20 protein-coding genes and 1 tRNA gene are annotated in these 25,097 nt (G+C 37.2%); 9 read left to right on the plus strand and 12 right to left on the minus strand.

Annotated elements, in window-relative coordinates; translation table 11 throughout:
• Positions 1-165: 165 nt before the first annotated feature.
• Positions 166-2,106 carry a M1 family metallopeptidase gene (locus AEQSU_RS03895; RefSeq protein WP_014781557.1) on the minus strand — a complete coding sequence of 647 codons (1,941 nt, stop codon included), beginning with the start codon at positions 2,104-2,106 and terminating at the stop codon, positions 166-168.
• Positions 2,107-2,229: 123 nt separating this feature from the next.
• Positions 2,230-2,302: transfer RNA gene (locus AEQSU_RS03900), tRNA-Met, on the minus strand.
• Positions 2,303-2,476: 174 nt separating this feature from the next.
• On the opposite strand from AEQSU_RS03900, the gene AEQSU_RS03905 reads away from it, so the two are divergent.
• Positions 2,477-4,135 (plus strand): AsmA family protein, encoded by a 1,659-nt coding sequence (locus tag AEQSU_RS03905; RefSeq protein WP_014781558.1) that lies wholly within the window; start codon positions 2,477-2,479, stop codon positions 4,133-4,135.
• 4 nt (positions 4,136-4,139) lie between these two features.
• On the opposite strand, the gene AEQSU_RS03910 is transcribed toward AEQSU_RS03905, so the two are convergent.
• Positions 4,140-4,322, minus strand: coding sequence for a CPXCG motif-containing cysteine-rich protein (locus AEQSU_RS03910; RefSeq protein ID WP_014781559.1), 183 nt, complete (start codon positions 4,320-4,322; stop codon positions 4,140-4,142).
• Between the two features lie 151 nt (positions 4,323-4,473).
• Positions 4,474-6,384, minus strand: coding sequence for an ABC-F family ATP-binding cassette domain-containing protein (locus tag AEQSU_RS03915; RefSeq protein ID WP_014781560.1), 1,911 nt, complete (start codon positions 6,382-6,384; stop codon positions 4,474-4,476).
• Between the two features lie 84 nt (positions 6,385-6,468).
• Here AEQSU_RS03915 and AEQSU_RS03920 point away from each other — a divergent pair, with 84 nt between their 5' ends.
• On the plus strand, positions 6,469-6,855 hold the full coding sequence (locus tag AEQSU_RS03920) for a DUF983 domain-containing protein (RefSeq protein ID WP_014781561.1): 387 nt from the start codon (positions 6,469-6,471) through the stop codon (positions 6,853-6,855).
• 12 nt (positions 6,856-6,867) lie between these two features.
• Here the strand turns inward: AEQSU_RS03920 and AEQSU_RS03925 are convergent, their stop codons facing one another.
• From AEQSU_RS03925 to topA, 7 genes are all read right to left on the minus strand, one after another.
• Positions 6,868-7,914, minus strand: coding sequence for an NAD(P)/FAD-dependent oxidoreductase (locus AEQSU_RS03925; protein ID WP_014781562.1), 1,047 nt, complete (start codon positions 7,912-7,914; stop codon positions 6,868-6,870).
• A 94-nt stretch (positions 7,915-8,008) separates the two neighbouring features.
• A complete protein-coding gene (gene porN / locus AEQSU_RS03930; RefSeq protein WP_014781563.1) occupies positions 8,009-8,908 on the minus strand; it encodes a type IX secretion system ring subunit PorN/GldN in 900 nt (299 codons plus the stop codon).
• A gap of 16 nt (positions 8,909-8,924) precedes the next feature.
• Positions 8,925-10,508: a type IX secretion system motor protein PorM/GldM gene (porM, locus tag AEQSU_RS03935; RefSeq protein ID WP_014781564.1), complete on the minus strand. Its 1,584-nt coding sequence runs from the start codon at positions 10,506-10,508 to the stop codon at positions 8,925-8,927.
• A 43-nt stretch (positions 10,509-10,551) separates the two neighbouring features.
• Positions 10,552-11,202 (minus strand): type IX secretion system motor protein PorL/GldL, encoded by a 651-nt coding sequence (gene porL, locus AEQSU_RS03940; RefSeq protein ID WP_014781565.1) that lies wholly within the window; start codon positions 11,200-11,202, stop codon positions 10,552-10,554.
• A 69-nt stretch (positions 11,203-11,271) separates the two neighbouring features.
• Complete coding sequence (porK, locus tag AEQSU_RS03945; RefSeq protein WP_014781566.1) at positions 11,272-12,645, minus strand: T9SS ring complex lipoprotein PorK/GldK; 1,374 nt, start codon at positions 12,643-12,645, stop codon at positions 11,272-11,274.
• Between the two features lie 113 nt (positions 12,646-12,758).
• Complete coding sequence (locus AEQSU_RS03950; RefSeq protein ID WP_014781567.1) at positions 12,759-13,922, minus strand: formimidoylglutamase; 1,164 nt, start codon at positions 13,920-13,922, stop codon at positions 12,759-12,761.
• Positions 13,922-16,438 carry a type I DNA topoisomerase gene (gene topA / locus AEQSU_RS03955; RefSeq protein ID WP_014781568.1) on the minus strand — a complete coding sequence of 839 codons (2,517 nt, stop codon included), beginning with the start codon at positions 16,436-16,438 and terminating at the stop codon, positions 13,922-13,924. The genes AEQSU_RS03950 and topA overlap by 1 nt, the downstream gene beginning before the upstream one ends.
• Positions 16,439-16,786: 348 nt before the next feature.
• On the opposite strand from topA, the gene miaB reads away from it, so the two are divergent.
• The 7 genes from miaB (at position 16,787) to groL (ending at position 23,753) form a co-directional block, all read left to right on the plus strand.
• Positions 16,787-18,232 carry a tRNA (N6-isopentenyl adenosine(37)-C2)-methylthiotransferase MiaB gene (miaB, locus tag AEQSU_RS03960; protein WP_042492303.1) on the plus strand — a complete coding sequence of 482 codons (1,446 nt, stop codon included), beginning with the start codon at positions 16,787-16,789 and terminating at the stop codon, positions 18,230-18,232.
• Between the two features lie 3 nt (positions 18,233-18,235).
• Positions 18,236-19,537: a sigma 54-interacting transcriptional regulator gene (locus AEQSU_RS03965; protein ID WP_014781570.1), complete on the plus strand. Its 1,302-nt coding sequence runs from the start codon at positions 18,236-18,238 to the stop codon at positions 19,535-19,537.
• Between the two features lie 71 nt (positions 19,538-19,608).
• Positions 19,609-20,121, plus strand: coding sequence for an LptE family protein (locus AEQSU_RS03970; RefSeq protein WP_014781571.1), 513 nt, complete (start codon positions 19,609-19,611; stop codon positions 20,119-20,121).
• A 107-nt stretch (positions 20,122-20,228) separates the two neighbouring features.
• Positions 20,229-21,137, plus strand: a complete 909-nt coding sequence (locus AEQSU_RS03975) for a hypothetical protein (protein ID WP_014781572.1) — start codon at positions 20,229-20,231, stop codon at positions 21,135-21,137.
• A complete protein-coding gene (secG, locus tag AEQSU_RS03980; RefSeq protein WP_014781573.1) occupies positions 21,134-21,466 on the plus strand; it encodes a preprotein translocase subunit SecG in 333 nt (110 codons plus the stop codon). The genes AEQSU_RS03975 and secG overlap by 4 nt, the downstream gene beginning before the upstream one ends.
• A gap of 173 nt (positions 21,467-21,639) precedes the next feature.
• Entirely contained in the window at positions 21,640-21,915 is a 276-nt protein-coding gene (locus AEQSU_RS03985) for a co-chaperone GroES (protein WP_014781574.1), read from the plus strand.
• Positions 21,916-22,115: 200 nt separating this feature from the next.
• Positions 22,116-23,753, plus strand: a complete 1,638-nt coding sequence (gene groL / locus AEQSU_RS03995) for a chaperonin GroEL (protein ID WP_014781575.1) — start codon at positions 22,116-22,118, stop codon at positions 23,751-23,753.
• Positions 23,754-23,851: 98 nt separating this feature from the next.
• Here groL and AEQSU_RS04000 read toward each other — a convergent pair whose 3' ends face one another.
• Positions 23,852-25,081, minus strand: coding sequence for a M20/M25/M40 family metallo-hydrolase (locus AEQSU_RS04000; protein ID WP_014781576.1), 1,230 nt, complete (start codon positions 25,079-25,081; stop codon positions 23,852-23,854).
• Positions 25,082-25,097: the final 16 nt, after the last annotated feature.

Below are 25,097 nucleotides of genomic sequence, written 5' to 3' on the forward strand. Positions count from 1 at the left end.
TGTTAGCAAATACTCAGATGTTCACTTGGGCGGGTGCTAAATGAATTTGGCAATTTATCTACAAGGAGATTGCTTCGTGCCTCGCAATTACAACTTGCAGAAATTATTAAAAAAAATGCTTTCAGATTTTAAAATCTGAAAGCATTTTTATTTCGGGTAAACCTATTAAAGTTTATTCCAAGTATCATTTAAAGGATTTACGTCTGGTAGCATTTTATCTGGATCTAACACTACACGTTGCACTTGTTTTGTGGTCTTTAGAAGATGTTCCCAGCTATTGCCACGTTGCCAGATTTCTACAGGAAGATTTATGTTTTCTGTTGTATTGTCTGTATAAATAACTTGAAGTTGCACTGGCATTGGAATTTGGCCATCGTTTTCAACTGTAATCAAATAGTTTCCATTATAAGGTTTTACTTCAGAAATACCCAAATCTATGTTGCCATTGCCATAAAACCAGCCTTTCCAAAACCAAGATAAATCCTCACCTGCAACGTTTTCTATGTGGTTAAAAAAGTCATTTGGTTGAGGGTGTTTGTAGGCCCAAGTGCTGATGTAACTTTTAAAAGCATTATCAAAACGTTCTGGTCCAAGAATGTATTCACGAAGCATATATAACCCAGCTGCTGGTTTATAATAGGCGGTATATGCAAGATTAAATGGATGCGCAACATCTGGATAGGTGTCTATGCCTTCACGCTGGTCAAAGGATAAATAACGCACTATGCTTTTAGGCTTGTCTGTACTAGTAGGAAATTCGCCATTATTAAAAGCCTTTGTACTGTAATGATTTATAAAAGTATTGAAACCTTCGTCCATCCAAGGGTAGCGGCGTTCATTACTCCCAACAATCATTGGGAACCAGTTGTGTCCAAATTCGTGGTCGGTAACATCCCAAAGATCTGCATCGTGGCTTTGGTAATGACAAAAACTAACGCCAGGATATTCCATTCCGCCAACACTAGCTGCAACGTTTATTGCGTTTTGGTATGGATAAGTAAAATAGGTTTTTGAGTAAAATTCAATTGAAGCTTTCGTAAATTCTGTAGAGCGTTTCCAAGCCTTATCGCCAGCGCTTTCCTTTGGATAAACAGATTGAGCTAATCCTGATTTTCCATCGCCTAAATTCATACGCGCCGCATCCCAAATAAATGTTTTTGAAGAAGCCCAAGCCACATCGCGCGTGTTTTCCATTTTGAAATGCCAAGTAATGGTTCCGCTAGTTTTGGCGTGAGCCACTGGTTTACCAACTTCGTCTGGCTGAATTATATAAACCGTTTTATCACTTTTTTCAGCTTGTGACCAACGTTTTTGTTGTTCAGCTGTTAGCACATCTTTTGGGTTTTGCAAAACTCCAGAACAAACAACTGTCTGATCCGCCGGAGCGGTGATTTTTACATCGTAATTTCCATATTCGCAATAAAATTCGCCTGCTCCTAAATAAGGGTCAGTATTCCAACCCACAACATCATCAAAAACCGCAACACGTGGATACCATTGCGCAATGGCGTAAATTGTTCCGTCCTTCACTTCAAGACGACCCATTCGGTCCATACCTTCAACAGGTACTTTGAACTTGAAATTCATTTTTATATCAACTTCGCCGCCTTTTGCGGCAAGTGGTTTATCCAACCATAGTTGCATTCGGGTATCAGTGATTAAGTATTTCGAAGAAGTTCCGGTTTTTGTTTTAGCTGAAACATTTGTTAATTCAAAACCGCCTTCAACATCGCCATTATAGCGATTTCCTTGCACTGGAGTTGTAAGTGTTCCTCTGGAATTTTCGGTGAAACGATCCTGCTCCAAATAAAGCCAAATAAAATCTAAGGTTTCAGGACTATTATTTGTGTAATGAATATTCACATTACCAGAAACGGTGTGGTTTTTATCGTCCAAAGTGGCTTCCAACTTGTAATCTGCAGAATTCTGCCAATATTCTGGGCCAGGTTTTCCAGAAGCTGAACGATACACATTACCCTGCCTATAACTGAAATTATCGAAAAGCTGCTGATTGTCTTGTTTTACTTCCTGAACTTGTGAAATTGCCGCAAAGCAAAAGGTGAAAAGGAGTAGTGATAGTAGAAAACTACTTTTTGAATATTTCATTTATATAAATTTTAAAGAAAAGTATGCGAAGGTAGTAAATGAGTTGTGAAAATGATGTTAAAATAGCCTTTGACGACTTGTCTAAAAAAGAAAAAACCTCAAGAAAACTTGAGGTTTTTTTAGTAGCGGGAACCGGACTCGAACCAGTGACCTTCGGGTTATGAGCCCGACGAGCTACCTACTGCTCTATCCCGCGATGGATTTCCAAAACTTCATTTTTAGCTTTTAACTTTCGGTTCATAATGCCGACAGAAATATTGGACTGCAAAGATACAAAGGATTTTGAACCCCACAAGCTAGAAAACATAATATTTTGTAATGCATTAATTATTTTTTGATTTGAATTATATTCTTTACCTATCTTTAAATTATGAACAAACATTTCAAAAAAGTCGTTTTTATAATACTTGCCATTGGGGCGCTATTTATTATAGCAACGGTTTCCATAAACAGTATCCTTAAAAACAAACTTGAAAAATTTATTCAGGAAAGATTACCAGAAAATATAGCAAGTGCCTATGACGATATAACAGTAGAAACTTTTGGTGGCTCACTAACAGTTTCTAACGCTTCAGTGGTAATAAGTAATACCCAAGACAAGGTAAAACACACATTTATAAATGTTGAAAAGCTTAAAATTTCAGACATTAGTTATTGGAATTATTTGGTGAATGACGAAATTCATATTGAAAACATTTCTCTGGAAAATCCGCGAATACTTTATTATCAAGACCTACAGACTCCTTCCAAAGATAGCACCCGCAATCCAGTAGCCAGAATTTACAAACCAATTAGCGTAGATCGTGTTCAAATTAAAAACACAAGATTAGCTATTTATGAAAAAGGGAAGGATTCTACAAAAATCTATGCGACGGGACTGACCGTTGAATTAAATGACATTTTAGTAGACAATAAAACTGTTCTTCGGAAAATCCCTTTCAATTATAAAAATGTTGAAGCAACGAGCGATACTGTATTTGTAAAGGTAGGCAAGTACGAAAATCTAACTGTTGAAGAATTTTCAATTAAAAATAACAATGCAATTTTTAAAAATCTAAACCTTAAAACGAAGTATTCCAAAAGAGAACTTTCCAGAATCATAACTAAGGAACGTGACCATTACGATCTTTCTGTGAAGTCACTTTCCATAGCCGACTTTGATTTCGGTTTTAAGCAAAATCGTTTTTTTGCAAAAAGCAGAATGATTTCTGTAAACACTCCTTCTCTAGAAATATATAGAGATAAATTGGTGGCCGACGACCCAAAAATAAAGCCTCTTTACAGCAAAATGCTTCGTGATCTTCCGTTTGAATTGACCGTGGATTCATTAACCATTACGGATGCTAAAATAAGGTATGAAGAAAGACAGAAACCAGAAAATATGGGTGGCTCCATCAATTTTGAAAATCTAAACGCCGCCATTTCTAACGTTAGCAATACCTACAAAAGCCCCACAAAGACAGATATAAAAGTTAGCGCAAATTTTATGAATGACACTCCTTTAACGGCAGATTGGAGTTTTGATGTACAAAACCCTAATGACCAATTTATTTTTAAAGCAGACGTTGGATTACTTGTTGCAGACAAATTGGACAGTTTTACGGAGCCAAATTTGAAAATAAATCTAAATGGAGAAGTTGACAAAACCTATTTTACAATAAGCGGTGAGAAAACAGCATCTATAATAGATATGAAAATAAATTACAATGATTTTTCTATAAGCATACTAAATAAAGAAGGAAAGGAAGAAAAAAAGGTCTTATCTGCAATTGCTAACTTGTTTATCAAAAAAAATAGTGAAAAAGATGGTGAAAATTTTCGTGAAGGTCGTGGGCACGTTACTCCAGACAATACCAAATCATTCTTTAACTATTTATGGTTGAATATAAAAGAAGGCCTTCTAAGAAGTATTACCGGAGTTCCAGATAAGGTGGATAGAGCCAAAAACAAAGAAACTAAAAAAGCCGCAAGAAACGAAAGAAGAGCTGAACGGAAAAAAGAAAGGTTAGCGAATAGGGATAACCATTAAAATATTACTGCTCTAAGTTGTTTACAGAAAACCCAACAAGTTCACCATCTTCAAAACTTACTTCTAGTTCCAGAGGATTACAACAAATTTCACAATCCTCAATATATTTTTGCTTTCTTACTGAAGTATCCAGCAACATCGAAATCTCTTCCCAGCAATGTGGACATTGAAAAAAGTGTTCGTACATAGTCGGTGGTTTTTAGTTTGTAGTGAGTAGAAAAAAAATTCATTTTCACCCAGTTCTTTTTGTAATGCTTCTTTTACAAATTTATAACCTGCAATTTTAGCATAAAAAAAATTAACCAAAAAAAGAAAAAATTATTAGAAGTTTCCTGCTTTTATGACAGCGACTCCACTGTCTCTTGAAGGATTTCCCATTCTTCCATCAATTTTTTAAGTTTCTTTTTCTTTTCTTGATATTTGTCAAAAAAGTGAGGTTTTGCAATGGTTTCTTCGTAATTGATGAGCAATTCGGTATCAATTGTTGCAATTTCTTTTTCCAACGAAGCAATTGAAGATTCCACATTACTCAGTTTATTTTTAACTGATTTCAGTTTTTTCTGAATTTCATACTCTTCGCCAGCGCTTCGTTTTTCCTTTACTTCGGAAACAACGGTTCGCTTTTCTGCTTCGCGAAGGTTTTGAAGGTTTCGTTGTTCTAAGAAATAATCAATATCACCTAAATATTCCTTGATGTGACGATCCTTGAATTCATATACTTTATTGGTTAATCCTTGAAGAAAATCACGATCGTGAGAAACTAGAAGCAAAGTTCCCTCGAAGCTTTTCAAGGCATCTTTCAAAACGTTTTTAGATTTTATATCTAAGTGGTTTGTAGGTTCATCCATCACCAAAACATTGAAAGGCTGCAATAACAATTTCGCCAATGCCAAACGGTTTCGCTCACCACCACTTAACACGCGGACATATTTTTCCACTTCTTCTCCTCTAAAAAGAAAAGAACCTAAAATATCACGAACCTTGCTACGGTTTTTTTCGTTTGCCGCATCAATCATCGTGTCCAGAACGGTTTTAGTTCCGTCCAAATAATCAGCTTGATTTTGGGCAAAGTAACCGATCTGTACGTTATGGCCTAAGGTAAGTTTACCGCCATATTCAATTTCTTTGACAATTATTTTTGCCAAAGTAGATTTTCCTTGGCCGTTTTGACCAACAAAAGCAATCTTGCTATCGCGATCTACCAAAAGATCTACGCCGTTTAAAACATCTTTATCGCCGTAACTTTTTGTGATTTTTTCAGCGTCTATTACAACTTTTCCAGGTGTAACAGAAACTGGAAATCGCAACGTCATCACGCTGTTATCATCTTCATCTACTTCAATCCGGTCAATCTTGTCTAACTTTTTTATGAGCGACTGCGCCATTGTGGCTTTACTTGCCTTGGCTCTAAATTTATCAATCAGCTTTTCAGTTTGTTCAATCTGCTTTTGCTGGTTTTTTTGCGAAGCCAGTTGCTGCTCACGCAATTCATTACGAAGCACTAAATATTGTGTGTATGGTTTGTTGAAATCGTAAATCTTTCCAAGGGAAATCTCTATGGTTCTATTTGTTACGTTATCTAAGAACATTTTATCGTGAGAAACGATTACTACTGCTCCTTGATAATTCTTCAAAAACTCTTCTAACCACAAAATGGATTCAATATCCAAGTGGTTTGTAGGCTCATCCAGCAACAAAATATCGTTGTTTTGAAGCAAGAGTTTTGCAAGCTCAATACGCATTCGCCAACCTCCAGAAAAGGTTTCGGTAAGCTTCGTAAAATCTTCCCTTTGGAAACCTAGACCTTGTAAAATTCGTTCTGTTTCTCCTTGGTAGTTGTAACCGCCGTGAATTTCGTATTGATGTTGAACATCATTTAAATCTACCATCAGCTGATGATAACTATCACTTTCATAATCCGTTCGTTCGGCAAGTTGGGTGTTTATTTCCGCAAGTTGTTTTTCAAGTCTTTTAATTTCGGTGAAGGCTTCGTAGGATTCTTCCAAAACGTTTCTTCCCTTTTGAAAATCAATATCTTGTTTTAGGAAACCAATTGAAATCTCCTTGTCCGTCGCTATTTGGCCTGTATCATATTCCTGTTCGCCAGCAATGATTTTCAGTAAGGTAGATTTTCCCGCACCATTCTTACCAACCAAACCAACCCGATCGCCAGGTTTTAGTTGAAAGGTAATTTTTTCGAACAAATAGTCGCCTTGAAAGGAAACCGAAAGATTATGAATATTGATCATTGACTTCTTATGAAATGTGCAATAGGAATTACTGCCAAATTTTCTGCAAAGATGCTTATTTTTGCGGTGCTAAAAAAACCAATAATGCAATTCCTTAAAGGCTCCAAACTCTACAGTATTTTTACAGGCACTTGTCCCGTGTGTCACGAAGGCGATATGTATTTGGATAATAATCCGTACAACATTTCTAAAATCATGAAAATGCACGAGAATTGCAGTCATTGCGGGAAAAAATTCAAAATTGAACCTTCCTTTTTTTTCGGGGCAATGTATGTTAGTTATGGTGTGGGTTGCGCAATTGCCGTGGCGGCTTTCGTAATTTCTTACTATTTTCTAGGGCTAAATATAAATCACACCTTTCTCGTTATTATTTTAAGCTTGGCGCTTTTGTATCCCTTTATTGTAAGGATTTCTAGAAATATTTGGATCAATCTTTTTGTAAGCTATGATAAAAGTAAAGCGAAGTCTTAAAAATTCTAGAATTTACAAAACCATTCTTTGAATGTGCATTTCACGAGGAATCGGCACTTTGTCCTCCAAATGATTGAAAAGAATTTCAGCAAGCAAGGGCGCCATCAAAAATCCGCGTGACCCCAAGCCATTAAAGAAAACTAAGTTTGGGTTTTCGTCTAAAACTCCAAGTAATGGTCTATGGTCTTTAGTAGTTGGACGAACTCCTGCAGTTTGACCAATTACTTCAAAAGAACAATTAATAAAACTTTTTACTTTTGAAAGGATTTCTTCTTTAGCAATTTTTGTCGGATTTAAACTATAATCGTCGCGACTGTAGGTTGCGCCCACTTTATATTCATCGTTTCCAATTGGAATAACGTACATGGAACCCTTTAAAAGTGCTTCCAATTTTAAATCCGGCGCCTTAATAATTACATATTCACCTTTGTTGCCAATTATTGCTTGCTTCAGAAAAAATGGATTGTCAACCACTTTTGAACCTTCCGCAAAAATGATTTTTTTCGCTGAAATGTTTTTGTAAACCACTTCATTTTCTTTCTGCTGAATGGCTTCGTATTGAAAATCTTCGGAAAGACAAACTTCTTCATCTTTCAGATAGTTTCGATAACTAGAAAGCAGAATGTTTGTGTGAATTTGAGCGGTTCCTAACACCTTTCCAAAACCGAAGGGCGCGTCAATAGAAGGATTTGTATTTTTTAAAAATTCCGAAGAAAGAAAATCTTGCAATTCCCTTTTATCACTTGCAACAGACCAATTGTTCTGCTCTTCCACACTTTTGAAAATTCTTAGAACAGGTGTTTGTGAAATTATTTTTTGTTGAAGTTTTTCAGAAAGCTCGCTATAAAAATTTTCTGCAACAGGAAAAAAAGCAGCAGCATTCCAAGCCGCCGTAAAGCGTTTAAGCACCGTTGGGTTAAAAACACCACCAGAATTCGCAGTAGATCCTTCTGTGCCGTTATCAACTACTACAAAAGTCTTACCGCGCTTTGTAAGTTGTTCAGACAAACAGATACCTGCTATGCCGAGACCAACTATAATATAATCTACCTTCTTCATCCTAAAATTTAAAATTTCCTAAAAATGAAAAACCCTTCAGTTTCCGAGATGGAACTTGAAGGGTATTTCTTCAAATTATGGCTTCATTAACGGATTAATAATTCCACAAATCTATTTCAATATTTCGTATTTTTTCTTTGATTCGCTCAGATTCCAATAACTGCATAAGTGCATTGTCATTGATGTAATCTTTTACGTCTCTATCGCCTTGAACGTTTTCTTCTTTGTAAATAACAGCTCCAAAACGTCTTGAGTTAAGAAGATGGTCATAAGAAATTGGTTGCGAAGTGTTTTTTCTGTTGAATGCTTTCGCATTGTGCAACACATCGCGCGCACCTGGAAACCATACCCAGAAAAGTTCAACTTTAGAATCTATATCAGAATCTGAAAAAGCTTTGGATCGCGCTTCATTAGCAACGGGGCAAATACCCAATAAACGATATTTAAGTTCACCTTGGCGTTTGTCTATATACCAATATCCTCTAATTCTCCACGATTCAATATCACCCGCATCTAGTGAAAAACGACGCACGTATTGTGGATCTACAACACCTTCCGCATTGTATTGTTCAATACCAAGATCTGTAGTATCACTATAAACTAAAGAAGTTTCAATATCTTTTAGCGTACGTTTTTCGGTAAAGTATGAATCTACATAAACAGATTCAATTTTTCCGTTTTTGATGTTTTTCACCAAAACGTCATAAAGAGAGCGTCTGTCTGGACCAATGTTGTTCGTGTCTATTGGATAATATAATGGGAAGTTGACTCTTTCATCAAGGTCAATAATCTCCCAAGTAGTTTTGGCCCACAACACATCACGCTTATCTGTATAACCATAAGGCAAAGGTCCATCATTATCGTAAGCAATCTGCTCCTCTGTAATTTTACCTATATCCTCAGGATTTTTGGCATTAAGTATGTTTACCTGCGCCGTAGCACTGGCAGCTATTACCAAGCCAAAAATACATAAAACAACATTTTTCAAATTCATACCGACTGGTTTTATACTAGTTTGTCAATTCAATAAATACTGGTGAGGTTCTTTTTAATTTAACGCTGCTACCAGAGATATTAGTATTAATGTCAAATATTTGAACTGTTTCACCTCTTCCTGCTCTTTTCAAAGCAGAAACTGCAGCTCCATTAAGTTTGTTACCGCTAACTTTTACAGTTGGTTGTCCAGCCACTTTAAAGCTGAAACCAGTAACGTTTAATTTAAGTTCGAAATCAAAATCTTGCAATGCAGCACCTACGCTTGAAATTTCAAGACCGCCACGTTCCATACGAACTGGACCACCATTACCATCTTCCCCACGGATTGTTCCCATCGGGCTTGGAATATCTTTTATACGGAATTCTGAAGAAGAACTTACATTCTGACCATCAGGTAATTTTCCGCTAGCTGTAATGTTTACCGTTCTACCAGCACCTGGACGCATAACATATTTGCTGCCAGAAAGTTTTGAAAGACCAGATCCAGAAGCATTTACATTATTATCTGGAATACCAGGAATGGAAACGGTCATAGGGTTATCAACACCACGATAAACTACGTTCATCTTATCTGCAGCAATTACAGCTGCGTTTGGTTTTGAAATGGTTGCGAAACCAGTTTTAACCGCAACTTCAGTTTCTTCTCCTCCTTCACCATAGTATAGAAACCCTTCTATCTTATGGTCTCCAGGACTTCCAGCGCCAACTTTAAGTTTTACTTTACCACCTTCAAAAGTGTAGTCAGTTCCTTCGGCTAGTTTTCTTCCGTCTAGAGTAAGTTCTGCTCTTTTTGGTTTTGTGCTTTCGTCAGTACGTCCTAAAACGATAGCCCCATCAAAAGCTTCACCTGAATAGTAAGCAGATTTTGAAGCTTCCATTAAAGTTGAATAATTGCTAAACGAAAGTGCTGCGGCTTGTTGACCTGCAAGCATACGTTGCAATACTTCACTTTTAGTTGTTTTAATATCCGCTTGAATTTGAGTTAATTTAGTAATTGAAGCTACTTGAGGAAATCCTTCGTAGTTATAATTTAACCAAGCTACTTCTTTACCATCGCGATTTTTAACGGGAGCAGTAGAAAAATTAGTTTCAACAGATTTTTTAATATCCTCTATACCTGCAACTTTAGCTAAAGCCGGATCAGATAAAATTGACATCATTTCTGTACGATACTTATTGATGTTATCTAAGAACTTTTGTCCTCCTTCTTTATACTTATCTCCAGTAAAAAACAGATTGTTAAAGTAGTCTGGTTTATCCATTACTTCGTAATCCGTAGGATCCTTGATTTTTTCCATAGAAGCAGATTTAACTGACTCAATATATGCGTCAAGTCCATCTGAAACCTGGGAAACTTCGTCTGCCTTTGCTTTTACCGCTGCATATTGCGCAGGTTCATCTGTGGCCTTTTGAGCTAACCCCTCCATAAAAGCAGTGTTACGCTGTGAAGTAGCCACGTTGGCAACAGATATTTTTTCGTTCAATAGTCCAAAAGCAGATAATACTTCTTTGGACATGTTCAATGCAAGCATCGCGATGAAAACCAGATACATCAGGTTAATCATCTTCTGCCTTGGGGATAGTTTTCCTCCTGCCATTTTTATTCTTTTTTAAAGATTAATAATTAAGGTGAAAACCTATCTAGTTTCTATTAGTCATTGCAGAAAGCATACCTCCATAAACACCGTTCAATGAAGAAAGGTTAGTAGCTAAATGCTGCATTTGTTGTTTTAGTTGTTCTGCGTTTTCAGCCACTCTTTCGTTAGCTTCAGCCTGTCTGCTTGTTGATTCTATCTGAACTTTATAAAGACTGTTTAATGAATCCATTTGGGCAGCTGCAAGAGCCATCTCTTCGCTGTATTTTTTAGTAGAGTTCATTGCATCAGCCGTAGGTGCCATACTTTTTGTAGCACCTTCAAAAGAACGGATGCTTGTTGTAAGGCTGCTCATTAATTCTGAATCTATGCGAGCATCTTTTAGCATGTCATCTAATTTTTTAGACAAAAGACCTTGTGCATCTTCTGGCTCTTTAATTGCTTTTCTATTACTTACAGCACCACCTGCCAATTCTGGATAAACCAAAGACCAATCTAAATCATCATCTACTGGTTCAAAAGCAGAGATTGCAAAAATAATTGCTTCAGTAATAAGTCCAACTGCCAAAAGAATACCTCCGTTTAAAGGACCTATTTCCCAGTGAAGAATTTTGAAAAGTGCTCCTAAAATTACAATAGACGCTCCTAGGCCATAGGCCATGTTAAATAATTTTTTTGATGATCTTGCTTGTGCCATAATAAGTTAATTTTTAATTGAGGTGTTTTAGTTTAGGTTAATCTAGTTTAATAAAATCAATAGTTAATATTAACGTGCGTCGCCAAAGTTTTGGTTTAAAACAACGTCAGTACCCATATAATCCTGAACGGTTCTGAAGCCTATATAACTTCTAGCAGAATCCGCATATTCATAATCTCGGGTGCTTACTTGAAGGAAATAAGCAATATCTTTCCAAGAACCACCTCTTACAACTTTCCGCATATTATCTGGATCGTTTACATTAGGGTTCATTGTGGAGGAAAAATCATAAGAAGCAGGATCGTATGAAGAAGCTACCCATTCCGAAACGTTTCCTGACATATTGTATAGGTTAAAATCGTTCGGCTCATATGATTTTGCTTCAACTGTGTAAAGAGCTTGATCTGCTGCATAATCGCCACGTAGCGGCTTAAAGTTAGCTAAAAAACAACCACGGTCATTTTTAGCATAAGGGCCACCCCAAGGGTAAGTTGCAGATTCTAGACCACCGCGAGCTGCATACTCCCATTCTGCTTCACCTGGAAGACGGAAGGAGTTTACGAAATTTCGCTTTTTTGATTTTTGATACGAATTTTTATACAAGGTTCTCCACGCACAAAAGGCTTTTGCTTGCTTCCAAGTAACACCAACTACTGGATAATCACCATAAGCTTCGTGCCAAAAATAATCATTGTGCATTGGCTCATTGTAAGAATAGTTGAAATCTCTAATCCAAACAGTAGTATCTGGATAAATGTTCAGCTCCTCTTTTTTGATAAAATCTTTTCGTCTCTTCGATTTATCTCGTGCTGCAGATTCTATATCCATATAAGTATATTGAAATTTCAATTTACTTACGTCAATAGTTCGCTGACCATTGTATGATTCTTCAATAGGGATGTACATTGTATCCATCACTTCAGAATAGTACTCGTCTGGATACTTTGCAGTATCCCAGATTAAATCTACTTTGTCATTCAATTTTCTTCCAGCGTAGTAATCTTCTCCCATCCCGAAGTAATTGTCGTACATATACTGTTGGTATGGAGTCATTTCTTCATTTTCCTGATCTACGAAGGCAAATTCACCTACACCACCATCACCTGGGGTTTTGCCTTCCTCATCTGCTATAATAGCAAGACGCAATCTAACTGTTGAATCTTTTACCCAATTCACAAATTGACGGTACTCCGCATTGGTAATTTCGGTTTCATCCATGTAAAAAGAACGCACTGTAACCGTCTTGGTTGGCGCATCATTTACTGCAACAAAATCATCGTCGCTTTTACCCATGATGAAGGATCCACCTGGGATAAGCGTCATTCCAAAAGGTTTTTGAGGATACCACTTTTTACCCTTTGCCCCCACCAGTTCTCCACGATCTCCGGAGTTACAACTGAATAAAAAGGCAACGATCGCAGTTAATGCAATAAACTTCTTCATAGGTATTTAGGTTAAATTTCGAGATTCAAGGGCGTAAACCTATCTATAAAATTTCAAAAAAACAATTTTTTTTTGAAAAACCCTTGGTCTCTGTCTTTAGTTCTCTCGTTTGATTATACTTCATTCTTGTGGCGGGCTTTCAACCACCGCTCAGGAATTTCCTGATTACAAGCACTCAAATATTCGCCATAAGTGCAAGGTAATAACGTACGCCTTTTTAATTTATTATTAACATTTGAAATAAAAGGCAAAACAATCCACCAGCGTTCTGTTTTATTGCTCTTCTTAAACTCTAATACTTCATCATCTACTGGCACTTTATAAGAAGTAAATAACTTTTCATTGTCAAAATTATCATCTTCTACTCTAAAATTAACGCCTTCAATAAAGTACCAAAGTATCTGAGCAACGAGCATTGCGCCGCTTTTACTTTCAATAGAATCACTTAATTCAAAAACACCAAAGGACTTTACTTTATTGCTAATGCCGGCATAACGAGAAATTGCACAAATTTCACGACCGTCAAAACCATTGGGGCTTTCGTTGTTTTTATAACTTAATTCTGCGCTTTTTATTGCGGTAACATCTAAGGTAACCATATCTGCATCACGCATTATGGGTTCCACTAAAGTTAAATCTGCACAAATTTCGCCTAATCTATATGCATCAAAAAATAATTTATCCATTAATGCAATTTCCTGTGGCGCATTGAAAAACGATTGGTAACCTAAAACACTATAATTAAACAGATTATAGGGTTTGTCCACGACCATTTTTCCAACATAGGATTTGTTTGAAATAGGCAATTCTGCATTCCCAAGATCAAAGCGGTTGTCTATGTTTACTACATTTACCATTTCGCCTATTCCGTCATACGCGCGGTACTGCGAGTAGCCCAAATCCTGACTTCCACCAAGAATTAGAGGGACTATGTTTTTTTTTAATAAGGCTGCAATAACTTCTTTTGCTGCAAAGCGAGTATCTTCGGCTGTTTCGCCTTTTTCAATATCGCCAATATCAATTATATTATAATTCCAATTTCCGGGATATAATGAATAAAGTGTTTTTCTATAGGAATCAAAAGAAATTTCTGCACCAATAAAATTTACATCTGCTCGGTTTTCCTTTATTCCGAGAATTGCGAATTTTACATCCTTTAAATTAGGTAATTCCCCAATTTTGGAATGGATTTCTATTTGTTTTCCTAAAGTTCCCAGCGGCAAAACTTCACGATGAGCCAATATTTTTTTAGAAACTGGAGCTAAAAATTCTATCATTATTTTTTCTTCGCTGTAGTTTTCTTCTTAGCTGCTGGTTTCTTTTTGGCAGCTGCTTTCTTCTTTGGGCTTTTCTTTTCTAATAAGCTTTTTGCTTCTTCTAAAGTAATCTTATCAGCTTCAGTACCTTTTGGCAACTCTACCTTCGTTTTTCCTTTTATAAGGTTAAAACGACCCCAACGCGCTTTCTCAATGCGAATTTTTTCCTCTGGCCACTCTTGGATAAGCTTATCAATTTCTTTTTGCTTTTTATCTTCAATAAGTTGTTCTATATCTTCGTTGGAAAGATTATCGAAATCATACTTTTTGTTCACGTTTATGAACATACTATTCCATTTTATGAACGGTCCAAAACGCCCAACTCCTTTTTGAACGGGCAGATCTTCATACATATATATAGGAGCGTCTGCTTTTTTCTTTTCTTCAATAAGCTCTTTTGCGAAAGCCATATCAACATCCAGCGGATCCATTCCTTTTGGCAATGAAATAAAAGTTTTATCCAATCTTACATAAGGTCCAAAACGGCCATTGTTCACTTCCACTTCTTCGCCATCATAAATACCTAAAGTCTTAGGAAGTTTGAAAAGATCCATTACTTCTTCAAACGTAACCAAATGTAATTGTTGGTCTGGGCGAAGGCTGGCAAATTTTTTCTCATCATCATCCGGGGCACCAATTTGTGCCATTGGACCGTATTTTCCGAGACGGACCAAAACCGTTCTTCCAGTTTCTGGATCTTCACCAAGAATTCGTTCGCCACTTTCCCTGTCTGCAGTTTCCTCTACATGCTCAACTTGCGGATGAAATTTTCCGTAGAAATCTTTCATCATTTTGGTCCACTCTTCTTTTCCTTCGGCTATATCATCAAAATCCTGCTCTACTTTTGCAGTAAAATTGTAATCCATAATATCCTGAAAATGCTCAACTAAAAAGTCATTTACAATCAATCCAATATCTGTGGGCACCAATTTCCCTTTATCCGAACCAACAGTTTCGGTTAAATTTTTGTCCTTTATGTTTTCTTTTTGAAGCGTTAGTTGAAGATATTTTCGCTCCACACCTTCCACAGTTCCTTTTTCAACATAATTTCTACTGATGATTGTTGAAATTGTCGGCGCATACGTTGAAGGTCGGCCAATGCCAAGTTCTTCCAGCTGCTTTACTAATGAAGCTTCCGTAAAACGATACGGCGGTCGCGTAAATCTTTCCGTCGCGGTGATATAATTATTTTCAAGCGTTTCGCCGTTTTTCATATTCGGCAACATTCCTTCTTGCTCTTCTTCTTCAAAATCGGTTCCTTCCAAATACACTTTTAAGAAACCGTCAAATTTTATCATTTCACCATTTGCACTGAAATGTTCTGAAACTTTTTCCTTTGAAAGCACATCAATCTTAACGTTGGTGCGCTCTAATTGCGCATCGCTCATTTGCGAAGCCAATGTTCGTTTCCAAATTAAATCGTATAAACGTGCTTGGTCGTGGTCGCCAGTAATGTTGTGCAAAGACATATCTGTAGGTCGAATTGCCTCGTGAGCTTCTTGTGCTCCTTTGCTTTTACTTTTATAATCGCGGGGTTTGCTATATTCCTTTCCGTAGGAAGAAGTAATTTCTTTCTGCGCTGCGTTTTTTGCGTCGTTACTAAGATTTACACTATCGGTACGCATATAGGTTATAAGTCCAGCTTCATAAAGACGCTGCGCAATTGTCATCGTCTTTCCTACTGAAAAATATAATTTTCTTGCGGCTTCCTGTTGTATGGTTGAAGTAGTAAAGGGAGCTGCAGGCGATTTGCTAGCAGGTTTTTTAGTTAAATCCGAAATTTTATAATTGGCTCCCAAATTCTTCCGAAGAAACTCGCGTGCTTCTTCTTCTGTATCAAAATTCTTTGGAAGTTTCGCCTTGAATTTACTTCCTTCTAAAGTTGTGAATTCTGCATCAATTCTATAGGAACCAACTGCTGTAAATCCTTCAATCTCACGCTCGCGCTCTACAATCAATCGAACGGCGACAGATTGAACACGGCCTGCGGAGAGTCCGCCTTTCACTTTTTTCCAAAGCACTGGCGAAAGTTCATAACCAACCAGACGGTCCAAAACACGTCTTGCTTGTTGGGCGTTTACCAAATTATAATCTATTTGGCGTGGGTTTTCAATGGCTTTTAAAATAGCTGTTTTCGTTATTTCGTGAAAAACAATACGTTTAGTTTTGTTTTTGTCTAGCTTTAATTCTTCGGCCAAATGCCACGCAATTGCTTCACCTTCTCGATCCTCATCACTCGCCAACCAAACCATTTCAGCAGTTTTGGAAAGCGCCTTCAATTCTGCTACCAACTTTTTCTTGTCGCTGCTTACTATATATTTAGGTGTGAAATCTCCAGCTACATCCACGCCCAATTCCTTGGACGGAAGGTCTGCAATGTGCCCAAAACTGGAGGAAACCTTAAAATCTTTCCCTAGAAATTTTTCAATGGTTTTTGCTTTTGCAGGGGACTCAACTATCACTAAATTCTTTGCCATATCCTATATTGTTAAGATTGCAAAAGTATATGAAATTTTTAATACGAATGATTATGGGTGAAAAATTTGAATATTGTCCCGGTAATCTTTACCACGAATACACGAATATTTTTCTAAGTTGTTGTGTATTTTGAATCGATATTAAGTATAAAATTTGAAAATAATATTACGTGATTTGAAAATGAGCACACACATTTCCGAATAACTATTCGTGTATTCGTGGTAGATTTTTCCCTCACAATTTTATAACAAAAACAAAATCTGCCACTTTGTCACCGATTCTTAATATTGTATATTTGCCGGTTCAACGCTCAGGGATTATGAACTTGCGTTGAAGATTTGATGTTTATGGAAAAGATAATAGTCGAAAACACTCAAGGCAACACGCTTACTCTAGAAGCGCGTACCGAAAATTCAAAAAAACTTTATATAGAAAGCTACGGCTGCGCTATGAATTTTAGCGACAGCGAAATAGTGGCTTCCATCCTTGCAGATCAAGGTTACAACACTACAAATTTATTGGAAGAAGCAGATTTGGTTTTGGTGAACACTTGCTCCATTCGCGACAAAGCAGAACAAACAATCCGCAAACGTTTAGAAAAATACAACGCCGTAAAACGAATCAATCCAAAGATGAAAGTGGGTGTTCTTGGTTGTATGGCTGAAAGATTAAAGGAAAAATTTCTTGAAGAAGAAAAAATCGTTGATTTGGTTGTTGGGCCAGATGCCTACAAAGACATTCCGAATTTGCTGAAAGAAGTTGAAGAAGGCCGCGATGCAGTGAACGTAATCCTTTCCAAAGAAGAAACCTATGGAGATATTTCGCCAGTGCGTTTGGGCGGAAATGGCATTACAGCTTATGTGAGCATAACCCGCGGTTGCGACAATATGTGTACTTTCTGTGTGGTTCCTTTTACAAGAGGTCGTGAACGAAGCCGTGATCCACAAAGTATTTTACACGAAATAGATGATCTAGCCGAAAAAAATTACAAAGAAATTACCTTACTCGGTCAAAATGTAGATAGCTATTTATGGTTTGGTGGCGGTTTGAAAAAAGACTTCAAAAACGCTTCGGAAATGCAACAAGCTACTGCCACAGATTTTGCCCAATTGCTTGATATGGCTGCTACGGCGCATCCCGAAATGCGTATTCGTTTTTCAACCAACAACCCGCAGGATATGCACGAAGAAGTGTTGCATATCGTGGCAAAACACAAGAATATTTGCAACCACATTCATCTTCCTGTTCAAAGTGGAAGTACTCGAATTCTGAAAGAAATGAACCGTCAGCACACGCGTGAGCAGTATATGAAGTTGATTGATAGAATTAAAGAAATTATTCCTGACTGCTCCATTTCGCAAGATATGATTATTGGTTTTCCAACAGAAACCGAGGAAGACCACCAAGATACTATGAGCCTAATGGAATATGTGAAATACAGTTTCGGCTATATGTACAAATATTCCGAAAGACCCGGAACAATGGCTGCCAGAAAGCTAGAAGATGATGTGCCGGAAGAAACAAAAAGCAGAAGATTAACAGAGATTGTTGATCTTCAGCAAAGAAACAGTGCCATTCGTACCGCGAGTTTTTTAGGAAAAACGGTAACAGTTTTGATTGAAAAAGAATCGAAAAAAAACAAAGACGAATGGAGTGGAAGAACAGAGCATAACAACACTGCTGTTTTTCCGAAGAAAAATTTTAAAGCTGGAGATTTTGTTAAAGTAAGAGTAACTAATTGTACCACTGCCACACTTATTGGTGAAGCGATAGGTTTTTCTGAAACCAATTAATTTATGGAAAGCATACAAGCAACAAAACAACGATTCGGAATAATAGGCAACGACCAAAAACTAAACCGCGCCGTAGAAAAAGCAATTCAGGTTGCACCAACGGATATTTCGGTATTGGTTACGGGAGAAAGCGGTGTGGGTAAAGAAAGTATTCCAAAAATAATCCATTCCCTTTCCCACAGAAAACACGGAAAATACATAGCCGTAAACTGCGGCGCAATTCCAGAAGGAACAATTGATAGTGAACTTTTTGGTCACGAAAAAGGTTCGTTCACAGGTGCAACCGCAACTAGAAGTGGTTATTTTGAGGTAGCCGACGGCGGCACTATTTTCTTAGATGAAGTTGGCGAGTTGCCATTACCAACTCAAGTCCGATTGCTCCGCGTTTTAGAAAACGGCGAATTTTTAAAAGTAGGTTCTTCCGCAACGCAGAAAACAGACGTTCGCATTGTGGCGGCAACTAACGTAAAAATGGTGGATGCCATTGAAAAAGGAAAATTCCGTGAAGATCTTTATTACAGATTGAGTACGGTGGAAATAAATCTTCCGCCACTACGCGAACGGCAAGAAGACATACATTTACTCTTTCGGAAATTTGCGGCAGATTTTGCGCAGAAATACAAAATGCCAACAATCAGATTGACAGATCAAGCTACAGATTTATTGTTGAAATATCGCTGGAGCGGAAACATACGTCAACTTCGGAATGTTGCGGAACAGATTTCAGTTTTAGAGCAAAATCGGGAGATTTCCTATGAAACGCTAAAGCATTATCTGCCAGATATGGGTAGCAATCTTCCCGCGATTGTAAATGCGAAAAAATCTGAAAGCGATTTCGGAAGTGAGCGGGAAATTCTTTTCAAAGTGCTTTTTGATATGAAACGCGACGTAAACGACCTAAAAAAGCTTACTTTGGAATTGATGAAAACTGGCAACGCCGCAAAAGTTAAAGAAGAAAATTCATCACTCATCAATAAAATATATGCTGATGAAAACGAAGCTGAAGAAGAATTAGCTTCCATAATTGAAGAAGAAAACAACGAGAGACGGAACGATGTTGAAGTTTTCAGCATTCCTGAAAACACTTCAGAGTCCTACGGCTCTGCTCAGGAATCAAAAAGAAAAGATAAATATGAATACGCCGAGGAAATAGAAGAAGAAGAAAATCTTTCCCTTCATCAAAAAGAATTGGAACTCATTAAAAAATCGCTCGAAAAATACAGCGGAAAACGAAAAGACGCCGCAGACGAATTAGGAATTTCTGAAAGAACATTATACAGGAAAATAAAACAATACGACCTGTAGACGCGCCAATCAGTATTCAGTATTCAGTATTCAGTATTCAGTATTCAAAAAATTAAAAACGAAAAAGCTAGATGCCAAAAATATTTACAGTTTTAATTTTAATATGTTCCGCAATTTTAATGCAAGGTTGTGGCCCTTATTCATTTACTGGCGCCGATATAAATTACAACACAACCAAGACGGTGCAAGTAAATTATTTTCAGAATATTGCCCCACGAGTAGAACCTGGCCTTTCGAGAGATTTTACCCAAAAACTACAGGATTTGTTGCTAAATCAAACCAGTTTGGATTTGGTAACCAGCAATGGCGATTTAGTTTATGAAGGAGAAATAACCCAATTTTATGAGGCACCAATTACCGCAACATCAAACAGTACGGCTGCCCAAACTAGGTTAACCATCGCCGTAACCGTCCGATTTTTTAACACCAAAGAACCTTTAAAAGATTTTGAGCAATCCTTTAGTTTTTATTTTGATTTTTCAGGAACTTCGCTATTAGTGGGTTCCAAACTAGATGCTGCCGTTGATGTAATTTTTGAACGATTAACACAAGATGTTTTCAATAAATCTCTTGCAAATTGGTAGTAAATAATATCCCAGATCTAAAGGGAGTAATGGAATTCTCCCCTTTAGAGGTTGGGGGTAAATCACAAAACCTAGAATTTTGAACTTTAAACCTTGAATTTTTACTCTTGAATTTTGAATCATACACATATCTACTCGCAAATCCACAGAAAATAAATTCTGAGGATTTGGCTGCTTTGGATTTACTCATAAAGAAATATCCATATTTCCAAAGCGTGAGAGCATTGCAGCTTAAAGGTTTAAAAAACCAAGATAGTTTTTTATATAACCACGCTTTAAGGCTTACGGCTGCTCATACCACAGATCGTGATATTTTATTTGAATACATCACTTCAGAAAAATTTATTCAAAACGAAATTTCGCAAACTATACTTCAACACGACACTTCGGTGGAAGAAATTAAGGTAGTTGCAGAAAATATTTCGGAACAATTAAGTCTTGAAATTGACAGACAGCTTAAAGCCGAAATGCAAAAAGCCGAGGATATCTTAAATCCTGAACTTTTCCAAAGAAAATTTGAATCAGTTTCCAAGTTAGTAGAAAAGCCTGAAGAAACTCCAGAGGAAATTCTGCAACCAGACAAACCTCTTGAATTCACAAATAAAGATACTCACTCGTTCTCAGAATGGTTGAAACTCACAAAAGCAAAACCCATTGAACGTTCAGAAGAATTTTCAAAAGAAGAAAACGTTTCTTCCGAAGCTTCGGCACAGGAGGAAAAAGAGCGAAAATTTGAGTTGATAGACAAGTTTATCCAAGAACGCCCAAAAATTATTCCGCCAGAAATAGCTGATAAGTCCCAAAAAGAAGAACCGAAAAATACTACTTCAACCTATCAACAATCGCCAGAGGCACTGATGACGGAGACTTTAGCAAAAGTTTATCTGCAACAAAAGAACTATAAAAAAGCAATTCAAGCATATAAAATATTAATTTTGAAAAATCCCGAAAAAAGTGGTTTCTTTGCAGACCAAATTCGAGCAATAGAAAAATTGATTAATACACAAGCACAATGAGTACGTTTACAATCTTCTTAATTTTGATAATGATAGTGGCCTTTTTATTGGTCATAGTTATAATGGTACAAAACCCTAAAGGTGGCGGACTTTCTTCGTCTTTTGGCGGTGGCGGTGGCGCACAGATTGGTGGTGTTCAAAAAACGAGTGACTTTTTAGATAAAAGTACTTGGACGCTTGCAACGATTATGTTGGCACTTATTTTATTTTCCAACGTTTTCATTATGGGCGGTCGTAGTATGGAATCCAAAACTTTTGATGAAAGTGCAGTTCCTGCAGTACCAACTACTCAAACTCCAGCACCAGTTGCACCTGATTCTACAAACTAAAATTTAGTTATAAAATATTTTTTAAATGCCAGCTTATGACAAGCTGGCATTTCTGTTTCATATAGTGTCAGTTTACAGGCATTGGCACAATTTCTGCCAATTAGCAAGCAGTACATTAAAATCTAAGTTAAACCCGTCTGTTTTGATGCAGGCAACTAAAAAATAAAATTGAAATGGCATTAAAAATTCAACCACTTGCAGATCGCGTTTTGGTTCAGCCGCAAGAAGCTGAAACTAAGACCGCATCTGGTCTTTACATTCCAGATTCCGCAAAAGAGAAACCACAGCAAGGCAAAGTAGTAGCCGTTGGTAAAGGAAAAGAAGACCACAAAATGACCGTGAAAGTAGGCGATACCGTTCTTTACGGAAAATACGCTGGCAGCGAGTTAAAGTTTGATGGCAAAGATTACATGATTATGCGCGAAGAAGATATCCTCGCCATTATCTAAAGATAATGACTCGCAAATTCCAATAAACAAATCCCAAATTCCAAAAGCATTCCTTTTGAAAATTGATTTTTGAAATTTATTTGGTCTCGAGGCTTCGGGAGGTGCTTGAAATATGGTATTTCTTGAATAAAACAAAATTTGAATTCAATAAATAATACAAATAAAACTTCCGAATTTCTTCGGAACAAAACAAAAAACAGATGGCAAAAGATATAAAATTTGATGTAGAAGCTCGCGACGCTATAAAACGCGGCGTTGATGCATTGGCAAACGCAGTAAAAGTAACATTAGGCCCAAAAGGTCGTAACGTAATTATCAGTAAATCTTTCGGAGCACCACAGGTGACAAAGGATGGTGTTACTGTAGCAAAAGAAATTGAATTGCAAGACCCACTAGAAAATATGGGCGCGCAAATGGTGAAGGAAGTAGCTTCAAAAACCAACGATCTTGCTGGTGATGGAACTACAACCGCAACCGTTCTTGCACAAGCAATCGTAAAAGAAGGTCTTAAAAATGTAGCTGCCGGCGCAAATCCAATGGATTTAAAACGCGGTATCGACAAAGCTGTTGCAGCTATTGTTGAAAACCTTGAAAAGCAAACAACTAAAGTTGGTAATTCTTCTGAAATGATAAAGCAAGTAGCTTCCATTTCAGCAAATAACGACGAGTTAATTGGTGATTTAATTGCAAAAGCATTCGGAAAAGTTGGAAAAGAAGGTGTAATTACTGTTGAAGAATCTAAAGGAACCGAAACATACGTTGACGTTGTTGAAGGAATGCAGTTTGACAGAGGGTACCTTTCTCCATATTTCGTAACTGATACCGAAAAAATGATGACCGAATTGGAAAACCCAATGGTTTTGCTTTATGACAAGAAAATTTCTTCAATGAAAGATTTACTTCCTATTCTTGAGCCAGTGGCGCAACAAGGGAAATCTCTTTTAATAATTGCTGAAGATGTTGATGGTGAAGCGTTGGCTACTTTGGTAGTAAATAAACTTCGTGGTTCTTTAAAAATCGCAGCAGTAAAAGCGCCAGGTTTTGGAGACAGAAGAAAAGCAATGCTTGAAGATATCGCAGTTTTAACTGGCGGAACAGTAATCGCTGAAGAGCGCGGTTTCACTTTAGAAAACGCAACAATCGATATGCTAGGTTCTGCTGAAACCGTTACAATTGACAAAGACAACACTACCATCGTAAATGGTGCAGGTAAGAAAGACGATATTAAAGGTCGTGTAAACCAAATAAAATCACAAATAGAATCTACTACGAGCGATTACGACAAAGAAAAATTGCAAGAACGTTTGGCTAAACTAGCTGGTGGTGTTGCTGTTCTTTACGTTGGCGCAGCTTCCGAAGTAGAAATGAAGGAGAAAAAAGATAGAGTTGATGATGCTCTTCACGCAACCCGTGCGGCTGTAGAAGAAGGAATTGTTGCTGGTGGAGGAGTTGCTTTAGTTCGCGCTATTGAAGTGCTTAAAAAGCTTACTACCGATACTCTTGATGAAGCAACAGGTATAAACATTGTAGCAAAAGCAATCGAATCTCCACTTCGGACTATCGTTGAAAACGCAGGAGGCGAAGGCTCTGTAGTTATCAATAAAGTTTTGGAAGGCAAGAAAAACTTCGGTTATGATGCTAAAAGCGAAACGTACGTTGATATGATTAAAGCAGGAATTATCGATCCTAAAAAAGTTACTAGAATCGCACTTGAAAATGCAGCTTCAGTAGCTGGAATGATTCTTACTACAGAATGTGCTTTGGTAGATATTAAAGAAGACAATGCTGGTGGTGGAATGCCAGGAGGTATGGGCGGCGGAATGCCTGGGATGATGTAATTTATACTTACAGATAAGGCATGCCTTGTCTGTACTCGATACGAATTTAACCCCAAAGGTCTTAAAGACTTTTGGGGTTTTTTTATTTTGTGAAATTTCTAAAACGTAACCTCAACTTCCTTTAATTCCTCGCTTCTTTTAATGGTTACAATAACCGTTTGTCCCTTCTCAAATTTTGAAAGACTCTCCATATAACTCATCATATCGGTCACTTCAAAATCGCCCGTTTTTACTACTACGTCGCCTTTTTGAAGTCCTGCTCTTTGGGCGGGACGATCTTCGCTGATACCATCAATTCGCATCCCTTTTCCGTTGAAAAGATAATCAGGAACAACGCCTAATGTAACTTTAAAATCTGGAACCACTTCGCTTTCATTTTTCGTTTTTCTGAAAGGAAGCTTCTTTTGAGAATCCAAATCTTTAATGATACTAAAGATATAATTTGAAACCATTTCCATTCCTTCAAAATTTACCCTTTCGGTATCATCACTCGGTTTGTGGTAATCTTCATGTTGCCCAGTGAAAAAATGTAAAACAGGAATATCTGAAAGATAAAACGATGTGTGGTCACTTGGCCCAACACCGCTTTCATTTTCTACAATTTTCAAATCGCCCGCATTTGCATTTACGGTTTGCTTTAAAACTGGGGAAGTTCCAACGCCATAAACGGCCAAAGTGTTTTCAGGATTAAGTCTTCCCACCATATCCATGTTCAGCATATACGTTACTTTTTTGGTGTCAATAGTTGGATTTTTTACGAAATAATTTGAACCCAAAAGTCCTTCTTCTTCACCTGAAAAAGCAATAAAAAGATAGTTGTTATTCTTTGGAGAATCTTTGTTTTGAAGTGAATCTGCCAGATGCAGCATCATCGCGACGCCACTTGCATTATCGTCTGCACCATTGTGGATTGCATCGCCTTCACGGTATAATGAACCTTCGCCGCCCATCCCTAAATGGTCGTAATGTGCGCCAATTACTACTGTATTTTCAGCTGTATTGTCTAAATAAGCGATTACATTTTCACCGGTTTCCGTACTATCATTTTTTTCGGAAGTGAATTCAGCTTCTTGATGCGGAATTTTACTTGCCTTAAAAGTAAATTTCTGAAAGTAGCCGTCGGTTCCTTTGGGTTGCAAACCTAAATCGGCAAATCGTTTCGCAATATATTCAGCAGCTTTTTTTTCATCTGAAGAACCTGTTTTTCTTCCATTGAGACTATCATTCGCCAAAATGGAAACATCCTCTTTCATAGTTACCGATTTCATCTTAGTTTCTTTACAAGAGAAAACCACTATTGCCAGAAATATCACTAAAATTGTACGCATATCATTACTTTTGTGC

Origin of the sequence: Aequorivita sublithincola DSM 14238, from assembly GCF_000265385.1 — a bacterium.
Lineage (GTDB): Bacteria > Bacteroidota > Bacteroidia > Flavobacteriales > Flavobacteriaceae > Aequorivita > Aequorivita sublithincola.